Source organism: Cytobacillus sp. FSL H8-0458 (assembly GCF_038002165.1).
Classification (GTDB): domain Bacteria; phylum Bacillota; class Bacilli; order Bacillales; family Cytobacillaceae; genus Cytobacillus.
This window is the reverse complement of record NZ_JBBOBR010000001.1, coordinates 4,038,162-4,051,837: the sequence shown is the minus strand read 5'-3', so window position 1 is coordinate 4,051,837 and position 13,676 is coordinate 4,038,162. Positions and strand designations below refer to the sequence as shown.

Here is a 13,676-nt window from a genome sequence, read left to right as displayed (position 1 = left end):
TAGGTAAACGAAAGGAGTGACCGAAATGATTACGAAGGCTGATAAAAATGCAGTTCGTAAGAAAAGACATGCTCGTGTGCGTGCGAAACTTTCTGGAACTGCGGCTCGTCCTCGTTTAAATGTGTATCGTTCAAACAAGCACATTTATGCTCAACTTATTGATGATGTAAACGGAGTTACTGTAGCAAGTGCTTCTACACAAGATAAAGAAGTGAACCTTGATGCAACTGGCAACGTTGATGCAGCAGTAAAGGTCGGAGAATTAGTTGCAAAGCGCGCAGTCGAAAAAGGCGTTAAAGCTGTCGTTTTCGATCGTGGTGGCTATCTATATCATGGACGTGTTCAGGCATTAGCTGATGCAGCACGTGAAAATGGTTTAGAATTTTAATAGACAAAGGAGGGACACAAAAAGATGCGTCGTATTGATCCAAACAAACTTGAACTTGAAGAGCGCGTAGTTACGGTTAATCGTGTAGCAAAGGTTGTTAAAGGTGGACGTCGTTTTCGTTTCTCTGCTCTTGTAGTAGTAGGTGACAAAAACGGTCACGTTGGCTTTGGTACAGGTAAAGCACAGGAAGTTCCTGAAGCGATCCGCAAAGCTATTGAAGATGCTAAGAAAAACTTAGTCGAAGTACCTATGGTTGGAACTACAATTCCTCACCAGGTAATTGGTCACTTCGGTGCTGGAGAAATCCTTCTTAAGCCTGCTTCTGAAGGTACTGGTGTAATCGCCGGAGGTCCAGTTCGTGCGGTTCTAGAATTAGCTGGTGTTGGTGATATCTTATCTAAATCTTTAGGTACTAACACACCAATCAACATGGTTCGCGCCACTTTGAACGGTTTAACTCAATTAAAACGTGCTGAGGACGTAGCGAAATTACGTGGTAAATCAGTAGAAGAACTGTTAGGATAAGGAGGGATATCAAATGGCGAATAAACTAGAAGTAACCCTCACTCGCAGCGTGATTGGTCGCCCGCAAGACCAGCGCGAAACAGTTAAGGCTCTTGGCTTACGCAAAATGCACCAAACAGTTGAGCATCAAGATAATCCTGCTATCCGCGGAATGATCAACAAAGTTGCTCACCTTGTTGTGGTAAAAGAAAAATAAATCTATTCTTCTACAAATAAGGAGGTGCCAACATGAAACTTCATGAATTAAAGCCTGCAGAAGGTTCTCGTGGGGAACGCAAACGCAAAGGCCGTGGTATCGGTTCCGGTAACGGTAAAACTGCTGGTAAGGGTCATAAAGGTCAAAACGCTCGTTCTGGCGGCGGTGTCCGTCCTGGATTCGAGGGTGGTCAAACACCTTTATTCCAACGCTTGCCTAAACGCGGTTTCACTAACATCAACCGTAAAGAGTACGCGATTGTGAACCTTGATGCTTTAAACCGTTTCGAAGATGGAGCTGAAGTAACTCCAGCGCTTCTTATCGAAACTGGTGTAGTAAGCAACGAAAAAGCAGGAATCAAGATTCTTGCAAAAGGCAAAGTTGAGAAAAAGCTTACAGTTAAAGCTCATAAATTCTCCTCTGCTGCAAAGGAAGCTATTGAAGCTGCCGGCGGTCAAACAGAGGTGATTTAATGTTTCAGACAATCTCCAATTTTATGCGTGTGGGTGATATAAGACGAAAGATTATTTTCACCCTTTTAATGCTGATTGTATTTCGCATCGGTACATTTATCCCTGTACCGGGCGTAAATGCAGAGCTATTAAAAGCCCAGGATGAACTTAATGTATTCGGTGTTCTGAATACATTCGGCGGCGGGGCGCTCCTAAACTTCTCAATTCTTGCAATGGGTATCATGCCGTACATTACGGCATCCATCATTGTGCAGCTTCTGCAGATGGATGTTGTTCCTAAGTTTACGGAATGGTCAAAGCAGGGAGACGTTGGACGCCGTAAGTTAGCTCAGTTTACCCGTTACTTTACTATCGTGCTTGGTTTTATCCAGGCTCTCGGTATGTCTTATGGGTTTAATAACCTAGCAGGCGGAATGCTGATTGAGAATCCGGGAATTACCTCTTATCTATTGATTGCTGTGGTATTGACTGCTGGAACTGCATTTCTAATGTGGCTTGGTGAGCAGATTACATCAAAAGGTGTAGGAAATGGTATATCCATCATTATCTTTGCTGGTATCGTAGCTGGGATTCCCTCAACGGTGAACCAGATTTACGCTCAGCAGTTTGAAAATGCTGGAGAGCAGCTATTCCTTCGCATTGTGACAATCGTGCTTATCTTAGTCGCAGTCATTGCTATTGTTGTAGGAACAATCTTCATCCAACAGGCATTAAGAAAAATTCCTATTCAATATGCTAAGCGTGTAACAGCAGGACAAAATTCTGCTGGCGGACAATCAACTCATCTTCCGTTAAAAGTTAATGCAGCTGGTGTAATTCCAGTAATCTTTGCGATTTCTTTCATCATCACGCCAAGAACCATTGCCGGTTTCTTTGAGCAGAATGATGTGACGCTATGGATTCAAAGAATATTTGACTATACGTCTCCAATCGGAATGGTCATCTATAGTGCATTAATCATTGCTTTTACTTATTTCTATGCTTTCATTCAGGTGAATCCGGAACAAGTTGCGGAAAACCTGAAGAAGCAGGGCGGTTATATCCCGGGCATCCGTCCAGGAAATAACACGCAGGAATATCTGACTCGCGTCTTATACCGTTTAACTTTTGTCGGTGCGCTATTCCTGACAGTGATTTCAATCCTGCCGGTATTCTTCATCAATATCGCCGGATTGCCTGAATCTGCGCAAATTGGAGGCACAAGCCTGCTGATCGTTGTCGGTGTTGCACTTGAAACGATGAAGCAGCTTGAAGCACAACTGGTTAAACGTCATTATAAAGGTTTCATTAAATAATTTGGTTGTAGGGGACGCATGTTCCCTTATACCATTTAGAGACTAGGGGGAAATTGACGTGAATTTAGTTTTAATGGGGCTCCCTGGTGCCGGTAAAGGTACACAAGCCGAGAAGATCGTCCAAAAATACGGCATCCCTCATATTTCTACCGGAGATATGTTCCGTGCGGCTATTAAAGACGAAACGGACCTAGGCCTTAAAGCAAAATCATTCATGGATAAAGGCGAGCTTGTTCCTGATGAGGTAACAATCGGCATTGTACGTGAACGATTAAGCAAGGATGATTGCGAAAAAGGCTTTTTGCTGGATGGCTTCCCAAGAACGGTTGCCCAAGCAGATGCCCTTGAAAACATCCTTTCTGATTTGAACAAGAAAATTAATTATGTTATTAATATTGATGTTGATCAGAGTATTCTAATGGAACGTCTTACAGGACGCCGCATCTGTAAAGACTGCGGAGCTACTTATCATTTAGTATTCAATCCGCCAGCGAAAGACGGAGTGTGTGATCGCTGCGGCGGTGAGCTGTATCAGCGTGCTGATGATAATGAAGCGACTGTTCAGAATAGACTTGACGTTAATATTAAGCAAACTAAACCGTTGCTTGATTTCTACGAAACGAAAGGTTATCTGCGCAATATTGATGGTCAGCAGGATATTAATAAAGTATTTTCTGATCTTGATGCATTGCTCGGGGGCTTACAATGATCATTTGCAAAACCCCGCGTGAGCTTGAAATAATGCGTGAGGCCGGCAGAATCGTAGCACTTACACATCAGGAGCTGAAAAAACATATTGCACCCGGTATCACAACCCGCGAACTGGATGTTATTGCTGACCAGTTTATCCGTAAACACGATGCAATTCCATCATTCAAAGGGTATAATGGTTTCCGCGGCAGCATCTGTGCTTCAGTTAACGATGAACTTGTTCATGGCATTCCTGGTGGTCGAGTTTTAAATGACGGTGATATAATCAGCATTGATATCGGTGCTAAATATAACGGTTATCATGGTGACTCAGCCTGGACTTATGCTATTGGCCAAGTTGATGAGGAATCCGAGCGTCTGATGGATGTGACAGAGGAATCGTTATATAAGGGCCTTGAAGAAGCAAAACCGGGTGAGCGCTTGTCGAACATCTCCCATGCTATCCAAACTTATGCGGAATCTAATGGCTTTTCCATTGTACGCGAGTATGTCGGCCATGGTATAGGGCAAGACTTACATGAGGATCCTCAAATTCCTCATTATGGACCCCCGAACAGAGGTCCGCGCTTAAAGCCGGGAATGGTACTTGCTATTGAACCTATGGTGAATGCAGGAAGTCGTTATGTTAAAACCTTAACCGATAACTGGACAGTTGTAACGGTTGACGGTAAAAGGTGTGCACATTTTGAGCATACAATAGCGATCACTGAATCCGGTTATGAAATACTGACAAAAGCCTAAGGTGCAGGTGATTCCATTGGTTGGTTCTGAAACGGTTCCGCAGCCTGGTCAAATTGTTTTGATCAAAAGTGGAAGCGATGCTGGTCAATATGCTATAATTATAAGGTTGTTGGATGAAAGATATGTTATGCTTGCTGACGGCGGCAAGAAGAAATTCGACCGCCCGAAGAAAAAGAACGTTCAGCATCTGCAATTGCTTAATTATATCTCTCCAGAAGTTCAGACCAGTCTCCAGGAGACCGGCCGTGTAACAAATGGAAAGTTGCGCTTTGCGCTTGCAAAGTATGTAAATGAATTCGTATATGACATGAAGAAGGGAGAAAAAGTTCAATGGCGAAAGACGATGTAATCGAAATAGAAGGCACAGTTGTTGATACTTTGCCAAATGCAATGTTTAAGGTAGAATTAGAAAATGGTCATACAGTGCTAGCTCATGTATCCGGTAAGATCCGCATGCACTTCATCCGCATTTTACCTGGAGATAAAGTAACAGTTGAGCTATCTCCATATGATTTAACACGCGGTAGAATCACATATCGTTTTAAATAATCATTGCACTCCGTACTATTAAGGAGGTTAGGATAATGAAAGTAAGACCATCAGTTAAACCAATCTGCGAAAAGTGTAAAGTTATCCGCAGACGTGGAAAAGTAATGGTTATCTGTGAAAACCCTAAACATAAACAAAAACAAGGTTAATTCGAAGGAGGTGCGCTTATACAATGGCACGTATTGCTGGTGTAGATGTTCCACGTGAAAAACGTGTAGTAATCTCATTAACTTATATCTTTGGTATTGGTAAATCTACAGCTCAGAAAGTTTTGGCTGAAGCTGGTGTTTCTGAAGACACTCGTGTTCGTGATCTTACAGAAGATGAACTTAACAAAATCCGTGACATCATCGACAAATTGAAAGTTGAAGGTGACCTTCGCCGTGAGGTTTCACTAAACATCAAACGTCTAATGGAGATCGGAAGCTATCGCGGTCTACGTCATCGCCGTGGTTTACCGGTTCGCGGACAAAACACTAAAAACAACGCTCGTACACGCAAAGGTCCTCGTAAGACTGTAGCGAACAAGAAGAAATAATCGGTAAAGGAGGTAACTTTAAATGGCTCGTAAAACTAATACACGTAAGCGTCGTGTGAAAAAGAATATTGAACAGGGTATTGCACATATCCGTTCTACTTTCAACAACACAATCGTAACTATCACTGATGTTCATGGAAATGCTATTTCATGGTCAAGTGCTGGAGCTCTTGGATTCAAAGGTTCTCGTAAATCTACTCCATTCGCAGCACAAATGGCAGCTGAAACTGCAGCTAAAACTTCTCAGGAACACGGTATGAAATCCCTTGAAGTAACTGTTAAAGGACCTGGTGCAGGACGTGAAGCTGCAATCCGTGCTCTTCAAGCTGCTGGTCTAGAAGTTACTGCTATCAGAGACGTAACTCCAGTTCCTCATAACGGATGTCGTCCGCCAAAACGCCGCCGTGTATAATTTTTCTGTATAGAATTTGTATCCTTGTCTATAATGGGATATGATACTAATTTTTTAGTTATACAGAACAATTATTCCAGTTGTTGTGCACAAAACGGGAACGTATACATGGGGGAATTTCGGTTAGAGATTGCTAGCCGGGGTTTCGACGTTTTGAAGGAGGGTATATTTTGATGATCGAAATAGAAAAACCAAAAATCGAAACGGTTGAGATCAGCGATGATGCCAAGTACGGCAAGTTCGTCGTCGAGCCACTTGAGCGTGGATATGGTACAACTTTGGGTAACTCCTTACGTCGTATCCTTTTATCCTCACTCCCAGGTGCCGCTGTCACATCGATCCAAATTGATGGGGTACTTCATGAGTTCTCAACAATTGAAGGCGTCGTAGAAGATGTAACATCTATCATTTTAAACATTAAAAAACTAGCACTTAAAATCTACTCTGATGAAGAAAAAACATTGGAAATCGATGTTCAGGGTGAAGGTGTAGTGAAGGCAGCTGACGTAACACATGACAGCGATGTTGAAATCCTTAATCCGGATCTTCATATTGCTACTCTAGGTTCGAATGCCCACCTGCGCATGCGTTTAACTGCAAGACGCGGAAGAGGCTATACACCAGCTGACCAAAACAAGAGAGAAGATCAGCCAATCGGTGTGATTCCGATCGATTCCATCTACACTCCAGTAGCTCGTATTTCTTACCAGGTAGAGAATACACGTGTGGGTCAAATGACTAACTATGATAAGTTAACATTCGATGTTTGGACTGACGGCAGTACAGGTCCTCAAGATGCGGTTGCACTTGGAGCGAAGATCTTAACTGAGCATTTGAATATCTTTGTCGGGTTAACTGATGAAGCTCAAAATGCCGAAATCATGGTTGAAAAAGAAGAAGACCAAAAAGAGAAAGTACTTGAGATGACAATTGAAGAACTTGACTTGTCTGTACGTTCTTACAACTGCTTAAAGCGCGCTGGCATCAATACTGTTCAGGAATTAGCCAATAAGACTGAAGAGGATATGATGAAGGTCCGTAACCTTGGCAGAAAGTCACTTGAGGAAGTAAAACATAAATTAGAAGATCTTGGACTGGGCTTACGCAAAGACGATTGATTAATGAAGATTAATTGATTATCTATATGTTTGCTTTCAGCAGATTGAATGACTTCAACAAAGGAGGGAAACTTTCATGGGATACAGAAAGTTAGGACGCACTAGCTCACAACGTAAAGCTATGCTGCGTGACTTAGCAACAGATCTAATCATCAATGAGCGCATCGAAACAACTGAAGCTCGTGCGAAAGAACTTCGTTCAGTTGTTGAGAAAATGATCACTCTTGGAAAGCGCGGCGACTTGCATGCACGCCGTCAAGCAGCTGCATTTGTTCGCAACGAGGTAGCTAACGCTGAAACTGACCAGGATGCAGTTCAAAAATTATTCAGCGACATCGCAACTCGTTATGAAGAGCGCCAAGGCGGATACACTCGTATTATGAAACTTGGACCTCGTCGTGGAGACGGTGCGCCAATGGTAATCATCGAGTTAGTATAATTTTTAAGGAAGGGCGCGGGACGGTTTTATTGAACTTGTTCTTTGCCCTTTTTCTATAAAAGCGGCTGCTTCCTTAATTTGTCAGGAGCGCCGAAATCAGGCCAAAAACGAGCGTTACGATGAGCATGTACAGCTAGTAAACAGGGATGGATGAGCAATAGATTCGCCATTGCCTGGTACATTGACTCGTCTAGCTCATGCACCTCTTCCGGAAATATGAAATGCGCCCGGCAGTTTACTGCCTGACGGAAAGAGGTGCAGGCTTTTTTAAATTAAGTTTGTTCATAAACCATAAGGAAATCGAGGTCTTTGAACATTTATACAGTAGCAAGAACCAACCACCATACTGCGTCAGTATGAGCTTTTAATAGGGAGGCATAATAGGCATCCAATAAGCTTAGATAGCAGAAATCCAGATTTTCTTGTGTATTACAAGTGTGGGAGAATGGTATCATTCAACGCTTGCTATCCGGTAACATAACCTATTATCGAACTATTTAAAGCTCGCCAACAATGGCGGGTTTTTTCATTATATAAGAAACTATATAATATTGAACGATGGGAACAACTCTGTGGAAGGGTGTTTGCATCCAGCTTCAGCGGCTGCCCCCTCGAGGCGTCGGGGGTGAGCACCAAGGAAAAGCTTCCTTGGATGTTCTTCGCAGGAACAAGCGTTTTTTGCTTGTTTCGAAGGCGCTGGAGCTTTTGAAAAGAGCAGAGCTGAAATAGAGAAGCAGAGCTGAGAGGAGGACTTCAAATGACCGAGCCGCTGGTAGAATTAAAAAATGTTTCGTTTAAGTACGATGCAGAAGCAGCATATGCGCTGGACAATATCTCTTTTAATATTTTTAAAGGAGAATGGCTCGCAATAGTCGGGCATAATGGCTCCGGAAAATCAACACTTGCTAAATTGCTTAATGGCCTCCACTTTCCTCTGGAAGGCAGCATTACAGTAGGCGGAATTTCATTGAGCGAAGAGACGGTATGGGAAACAAGAAAGAAGATTGGCATGGTTTTTCAAAATCCGGATAACCAGTTTGTCGGAACGACCGTACGGGATGATGTGGCTTTTGGTTTAGAAAACCATGGTATTGAAAGAAATGACATGGTTCAGCGTGTGACAGAGTCACTTGAGAAGGTCAAAATGGCATCATTTCTTAATCAAGAGCCGCACCATCTTTCCGGCGGCCAGAAACAAAGGGTGGCCATTGCAGGCATTATTGCCTTAAGACCGGATATTATTATTCTCGATGAGTCAACCTCCATGCTGGACCCAAGAGGGCGTGAAGAGGTGCTTGAGACCGTCAGAGAGCTCAAGCGGGATTATCATATGACTGTCATCTCCATCACTCATGACCTGGAGGAGGCAGCAAAGGCTGACCGCATCGTGGTAATGAACAAGGGACAATTATATCGGGAAGGCACACCCGGGGAGATCTTTCAAATGGATGAGGAGCTTGTAAACCTTGGCCTGGATATTCCTTTTCCTGTAAAGCTGAGCAAGATATTAAGAGAAAAAGGATTGCCGTTATCAAGGCATTATTTATCTGAAGAAGAGTTGGTGGAAGAATTATGGACATCTCACTCCAAAATGTAGAATACCGTTATCAGGTTAATACGCCATTTGAACGTCTCGCAATAAAGGATGTCTCCATCGATATTCCTTCTGGCACGTTTCTTGCGATCATAGGTCATACCGGATCAGGCAAGTCGACTGTCCTCCAGCATTTAAATGCCCTGCTTAGGCCGACAGAAGGCCAGGTGGTGATTGGAGAGCGGATGATCACCCCGGAAAAGAAACAAAAGAACCTGAAAGAAATCCGCCAAAGGGTCGGAATCGTATTTCAATTTCCCGAGCATCAGCTGTTTGAGGAAACGGTCGAGAAAGATATTTGCTTTGGCCCGATGAACTTCGGAGTATCAGAAGAGGAAGCCAAAAAAAGAGCCAGAGCAGCTATAGGACAGGTGGGCCTGCCGGAAGAAATTTTAAGCAAGTCCCCATTTGACCTGTCAGGCGGCCAAATGAGACGTGTAGCCATAGCTGGAGTGCTGGCAATGGAGCCTGATGTCATTGTCCTGGATGAGCCAACTGCAGGACTTGATCCGAGGGGCCGGAAGGAAATCATGGATATGTTCTACAGTCTTCATGGGACAAGGGGGCTATCGACGGTGCTTGTGACACATAGCATGGAGGATGCTTCCCGCTATGCTGATCAGATTGTCATCATGCACAACGGTGAAGTCTACAAAAAGGGAACTCCGAAAGAAATCTTTTCTTCTCCGGAAGGCTTGCTTAAGCTGGGCCTCGATGTTCCGGAGGTTGTCCGCTTTCAGCTGAAAATGGAGAAATCACTTAACATCCGTCTTTCTAAGACGTGTCTGACAATGGATGAGCTGACGGATGAGATTGCTGCTGTGATGAAAAGGGGGACAGCTACATGATGGACAAAATGATTTTTGGGCGCTATGTTCCGGCCGAGTCTCTCATCCATAGGATGGATCCCCGTTCAAAGCTTGTCCTTATTTTCTTATTTGTGTGCATAGTCTTTCTGGCAAATAATTTGCTGACATATGGATTACTGACGGTTTATACCTTTCTTATGATTGCTTTATCGAAGGTTCCGATCCGGTTTATCTATACAGGATTGAAGCCGGTCCTTCTGCTTGTTATTTTCACTTTATTCCTCCATTTGTTTTTGACAAAAGAGGGTGAAGTTCTCTTCCGGTTTGGATGGATTACGATCTATGAGGAAGGTTTGAGACAGGGGATTTTCATCTCATTGCGCTTCTTCTTGCTCATTCTGATGACTTCTATACTGACTTTGACGACGACTCCGATTGAAATTACGGATGGTCTGGAAAGTCTGCTCAATCCATTAAATAAAATCAAGTTTCCGGTGCACGAACTGGCTTTGATGATGTCGATTTCTCTCCGTTTCATTCCGACACTCATGCAGGAAACCGATAAAATCATGAAGGCCCAGACAGCCAGGGGAGCCGACTTTACAAGCGGGCCGATAAAAGAACGTGTTAAAGCCATTATACCTCTTTTAATTCCTTTGTTTGTCAGCTCGTTCAAGCGGGCTGAAGAGCTTGCTGTGGCGATGGAGTCACGCGGCTATAGAGGCGGGGAAGGCAGAACGAAATACAGGCAGCTTAGCTGGGGCCTGAAGGATACGGCAATGCTCACCATGCTTGCAGCCCTGGCTCTGGTGTTAATCCTGCTGAGAACGTAATGGGGTGACCATATGCAAAGATTTAAATGTATTGTGACGTATGACGGCACTCTTTTTGCAGGCTATCAGGTGCAGCCTGGCAAGCGGACTGTGCAGGGAGAGCTGGAACGGGCCTTAAAGAAGATTCATAAAGGAGAAGACATCAGGGTGACTGCCTCAGGCAGAACCGATGCAGGTGTCCATGCAAGGGGCCAGGTAATTCATTTCGATTCCCCTTTGAACATTCCGATTGAAAAATGGGAAATCGCCCTTAATTCCCTTCTGCCGGATGATGTGGCCATCCTCGGGACGGAGACAGTGCCTGATGACTTTCATGTCCGTTTTGATGCGAAAGGGAAGGAATATCGGTACTTCGTGCACCGATCCTCCAGGAGAGACCCGTTTAAGCGCCACTATGCCTGCCAGTACGCCTATTCCTTAAACACGGATGCTATCAGACAAGCAGCAGCGGAATTAATAGGAACGCATGATTTTACAAGCTTCTGCTCAGCCAAGACGGAAGTGGAGGATAAAGTCAGGGAACTCCAGGAGATAGATGTGCTGGAAGAAGGGAATATGCTCATCTTCCGCTTTAGAGGCACAGGATTCTTATATAATATGGTCCGGATTCTGACAGGCACCCTTCTGGAAGTCGGCTCAGGGGAAAGAGATTCAGCCTCCATGCCATCTGTCCTTAAGGAAAAAAACAGGTCAGCCGCAGGAAAAACAGCTCCTCCCCAAGGGTTATATTTGTGGAAAGTTTTTTATTAAAATTTTGGAAAAAACATTTGAGGAACCGCGGGGGCGCGTTGTAAAGCCAAACTCATATAAAAAAAGATTTTAAAACAACTAAACCAGGTGTAACATTCGCTTGACATTAGACTGTCAAAGTTATATTATAGCATATGGTATTATTATTAAAACCACGATAAGCCCCGGAACTTATTGTGTCGAATAGATAAACCAAAAAATTGATTATGAATGGAATTATTAGGAGGGAAACTGATGCGTACAACGTTTATGGCGAATTCAAACAATATCGAACGTAAATGGTACGTGATTGATGCTGAAGGCAAAACTCTTGGTCGTCTTGCTAGTGAAGTAGCGTCAATCCTACGTGGTAAACATAAACCAACTTATACACCACATGTTGATACTGGTGATCATGTAATTCTTATCAACGCTTCAAAAATCGAACTTACTGGGAAAAAGCTTACTGACAAGATCTACTACCGTCACAGCATGCACCCAGGCGGTCTAAAAACAAGAACTGCTCTTGAAATGCGTACAAACTACCCTGAGAGAATGCTTGAGCTTGCTATTAAAGGCATGCTTCCAAAGAACTCTCTTGGCCGTCAAATGTTCAAGAAATTACACGTATATGCTGGTAGCGAACATAAGCACCAAGCACAACAACCTGAAGTTTACGAACTTCGTGGATAATTTTTAGGGAGGTTATTAACTTGGCACAGGTTCAATATATTGGTACTGGTCGTCGTAAGAGCTCCGTTGCACGTGTTCGTTTAGTTCCAGGCGACGGTAAAATCATCATCAATGGTCGTGAAATCACAGAATACATTCCTTTTGCAGCTTTACGTGAAGTTGTAAAACAGCCGCTTGTAGCTACTGAAACAGTTAACAGCTACGACATTCTTGTAAATGTAAACGGCGGTGGATACACTGGTCAAGCTGGCGCAATCCGCCACGGCATCGCTCGTGCATTGCTTCAAGCTGATCCTGAATTCCGTCCAACATTAAAGCGCGCAGGACTATTAACTCGTGACGCACGTATGAAAGAGCGTAAGAAATACGGTCTTAAAGGTGCTCGTCGTGCTCCTCAGTTCTCAAAGCGTTAATTATTGCTTACCAAAGCTCTCAGCCATTTCGGCTGGGAGCTTTTTTCTTATTTTATTTAACTTCTGCTCCCTTTATTCCCTGCCGCCCAGCAAGCTGGCTGGGCTTTAATTCTGTACCAATGAGAAACTGGAAATTATTTTATTGCAAATATCGGGCTGAGAGGGGATTATTCACGCTGAGAGAGCATCAGCGGACCTTAGGCCATGTATGTTAGCGTTTTTATTCATTATCTCGCCCTTATCCTCCCGTCTTTCCCTAATACCCTTGAATCTGAATTTGAGCATGTTACGATAGATAACGTTGATAAATTACGAACGGATATACGAACAGTTTTTCATCTAAAGGAGGATGTCCATGTTAGCCAATAAAACAATCGCATTTTTAGGAGCAGGGTCGATGGCGGAATCAATGATTTCTGGAGTCATTACAGCTGAAAAAATGTCACCCGAACGGGTTTTTGTAACGAATAGGAGCAATGCAGACAGACTGGAAGAGATTCATGATCAGTATGGGGTAAGTGCGATTCCTCAAAACGAGCTTCCATTTGAGGAAATCGATCTATTCATTTTAGCCATGAAGCCAAAAGGGGCAGAAGATGCCCTTCGTTCGATTAAAGACAAAATATATCCCGGCCAGGTGATTCTTTCCGTGTTGGCAGGCATTACAACAGAGTTCATGGAAGAGCATTTAAATCCGGGGCAGCAGGTAGTGCGTGTGATGCCGAATACTTCAAGCATGATTCAGGAATCTGCGACGGCTGTCGTGGCAGGAAAAAATACGAGCATGGCCAATGTGGAAATGGTTAAGGAGTTGCTGGAATGCATGGGGGAAGTGTATATCATCGATGAAGACCAGATGGATGTTTTTACAGGATTAGCCGGAAGCGGCCCTGCTTACTTCTATTATCTGATGGAGAATATGGAGCGGGTAGGGGTTCAAAAAGGGATGGATGAAGAGACTGTCCGCAAAATTGTTGCCCAGACGATATTTGGAGCAGCTAAGATGGTGCTTGAAAAGGAGGAAACGCCAACTTCTCTAAGAGAGAAAGTGACCTCTCCTAATGGCACGACCGCCTCAGGACTGGAAGCATTAAGGAAATACAACGGAGGCGAAGCTATCACGCAGGCAGTTGAGCATGCCGCCAAACGTTCGAAGGAGATCAGCGAAGAGTTGGAAGGCGCCCTTGTCACTTCCTAAGGGAAATGGATATACAAGTTCA

Annotated in this window: 21 protein-coding genes; all 21 read left to right on the top strand. The window is 43.8% G+C overall.

Translation table 11 applies throughout. The annotated features are described in order from the left end of the window. Positions 1–25 precede the first annotated feature (25 nt). The 21 genes from rplR to proC all read left to right on the top strand — a co-directional run bounded on the left by rplR (position 26) and on the right by proC (position 13,654). Complete coding sequence (rplR, locus tag NYE23_RS20395; RefSeq protein WP_035332285.1) at positions 26–388, top strand: 50S ribosomal protein L18; 363 nt, start codon at positions 26–28, stop codon at positions 386–388. 24 nt (positions 389–412) lie between these two features. Further along, positions 413–913: a 30S ribosomal protein S5 gene (gene rpsE, locus NYE23_RS20390; RefSeq protein ID WP_009336597.1), complete on the top strand. Its 501-nt coding sequence runs from the start codon at positions 413–415 to the stop codon at positions 911–913. Between the two features lie 13 nt (positions 914–926). Beyond that, complete coding sequence (gene rpmD / locus NYE23_RS20385; RefSeq protein WP_009336598.1) at positions 927–1,109, top strand: 50S ribosomal protein L30; 183 nt, start codon at positions 927–929, stop codon at positions 1,107–1,109. Positions 1,110–1,141: 32 nt separating this feature from the next. Next, positions 1,142–1,582 carry a 50S ribosomal protein L15 gene (gene rplO, locus NYE23_RS20380; protein ID WP_035332284.1) on the top strand — a complete coding sequence of 147 codons (441 nt, stop codon included), beginning with the start codon at positions 1,142–1,144 and terminating at the stop codon, positions 1,580–1,582. Then, a complete protein-coding gene (gene secY, locus NYE23_RS20375) occupies positions 1,582–2,877 on the top strand; it encodes a preprotein translocase subunit SecY (protein ID WP_341080347.1) in 1,296 nt (431 codons plus the stop codon). The genes rplO and secY overlap by 1 nt, the downstream gene beginning before the upstream one ends. A 58-nt stretch (positions 2,878–2,935) precedes the next feature. Further along, positions 2,936–3,586, top strand: coding sequence for an adenylate kinase (locus tag NYE23_RS20370; RefSeq protein ID WP_095245987.1), 651 nt, complete (start codon positions 2,936–2,938; stop codon positions 3,584–3,586). After that, positions 3,583–4,329: a type I methionyl aminopeptidase gene (gene map / locus NYE23_RS20365; protein ID WP_341080343.1), complete on the top strand. Its 747-nt coding sequence runs from the start codon at positions 3,583–3,585 to the stop codon at positions 4,327–4,329. The genes NYE23_RS20370 and map overlap by 4 nt, the downstream gene beginning before the upstream one ends. 16 nt (positions 4,330–4,345) lie before the next feature. After that, complete coding sequence (locus NYE23_RS20360) at positions 4,346–4,678, top strand: KOW domain-containing RNA-binding protein (RefSeq protein WP_341080341.1); 333 nt, start codon at positions 4,346–4,348, stop codon at positions 4,676–4,678. Next, on the top strand, positions 4,660–4,878 hold the full coding sequence (gene infA, locus NYE23_RS20355; protein WP_009336604.1) for a translation initiation factor IF-1: 219 nt from the start codon (positions 4,660–4,662) through the stop codon (positions 4,876–4,878). Before NYE23_RS20360 ends, infA begins: the two co-directional genes overlap by 19 nt. A gap of 35 nt (positions 4,879–4,913) precedes the next feature. Next, the gene (rpmJ, locus tag NYE23_RS20350) at positions 4,914–5,027 is read left to right on the top strand and encodes a 50S ribosomal protein L36 (protein ID WP_000868344.1); all 114 of its coding nucleotides are present in this window, start codon (positions 4,914–4,916) and stop codon (positions 5,025–5,027) included. Between the two features lie 23 nt (positions 5,028–5,050). Continuing rightward, positions 5,051–5,416 carry a 30S ribosomal protein S13 gene (rpsM, locus tag NYE23_RS20345; RefSeq protein ID WP_009336605.1) on the top strand — a complete coding sequence of 122 codons (366 nt, stop codon included), beginning with the start codon at positions 5,051–5,053 and terminating at the stop codon, positions 5,414–5,416. A gap of 22 nt (positions 5,417–5,438) precedes the next feature. Next, positions 5,439–5,828: a 30S ribosomal protein S11 gene (gene rpsK, locus NYE23_RS20340; protein WP_035332274.1), complete on the top strand. Its 390-nt coding sequence runs from the start codon at positions 5,439–5,441 to the stop codon at positions 5,826–5,828. Between the two features lie 173 nt (positions 5,829–6,001). Then, positions 6,002–6,946 (top strand): DNA-directed RNA polymerase subunit alpha, encoded by a 945-nt coding sequence (locus tag NYE23_RS20335; RefSeq protein WP_035332273.1) that lies wholly within the window; start codon positions 6,002–6,004, stop codon positions 6,944–6,946. Positions 6,947–7,022: 76 nt separating this feature from the next. Further along, positions 7,023–7,385, top strand: coding sequence for a 50S ribosomal protein L17 (gene rplQ / locus NYE23_RS20330; RefSeq protein ID WP_009336608.1), 363 nt, complete (start codon positions 7,023–7,025; stop codon positions 7,383–7,385). A 757-nt stretch (positions 7,386–8,142) separates the two neighbouring features. Continuing rightward, positions 8,143–8,982 carry an energy-coupling factor ABC transporter ATP-binding protein gene (locus tag NYE23_RS20325; RefSeq protein WP_341080339.1) on the top strand — a complete coding sequence of 280 codons (840 nt, stop codon included), beginning with the start codon at positions 8,143–8,145 and terminating at the stop codon, positions 8,980–8,982. Continuing rightward, a complete protein-coding gene (locus tag NYE23_RS20320) occupies positions 8,958–9,827 on the top strand; it encodes an energy-coupling factor ABC transporter ATP-binding protein (RefSeq protein WP_341080338.1) in 870 nt (289 codons plus the stop codon). The genes NYE23_RS20325 and NYE23_RS20320 overlap by 25 nt, the downstream gene beginning before the upstream one ends. Continuing rightward, positions 9,824–10,621, top strand: a complete 798-nt coding sequence (locus tag NYE23_RS20315; RefSeq protein WP_341080336.1) for an energy-coupling factor transporter transmembrane component T family protein — start codon at positions 9,824–9,826, stop codon at positions 10,619–10,621. Before NYE23_RS20320 ends, NYE23_RS20315 begins: the two co-directional genes overlap by 4 nt. Before the next feature lie 12 nt (positions 10,622–10,633). Next, entirely contained in the window at positions 10,634–11,371 is a 738-nt protein-coding gene (gene truA / locus NYE23_RS20310) for a tRNA pseudouridine(38-40) synthase TruA (protein ID WP_341080334.1), read from the top strand. A gap of 234 nt (positions 11,372–11,605) precedes the next feature. Then, positions 11,606–12,043: a 50S ribosomal protein L13 gene (gene rplM / locus NYE23_RS20305; RefSeq protein ID WP_009336613.1), complete on the top strand. Its 438-nt coding sequence runs from the start codon at positions 11,606–11,608 to the stop codon at positions 12,041–12,043. A 20-nt stretch (positions 12,044–12,063) separates the two neighbouring features. Next, positions 12,064–12,456 (top strand): 30S ribosomal protein S9, encoded by a 393-nt coding sequence (rpsI, locus tag NYE23_RS20300; RefSeq protein WP_048011502.1) that lies wholly within the window; start codon positions 12,064–12,066, stop codon positions 12,454–12,456. A 355-nt stretch (positions 12,457–12,811) separates the two neighbouring features. After that, positions 12,812–13,654, top strand: coding sequence for a pyrroline-5-carboxylate reductase (gene proC / locus NYE23_RS20295; protein ID WP_341080332.1), 843 nt, complete (start codon positions 12,812–12,814; stop codon positions 13,652–13,654). Positions 13,655–13,676 lie beyond the last annotated feature (22 nt).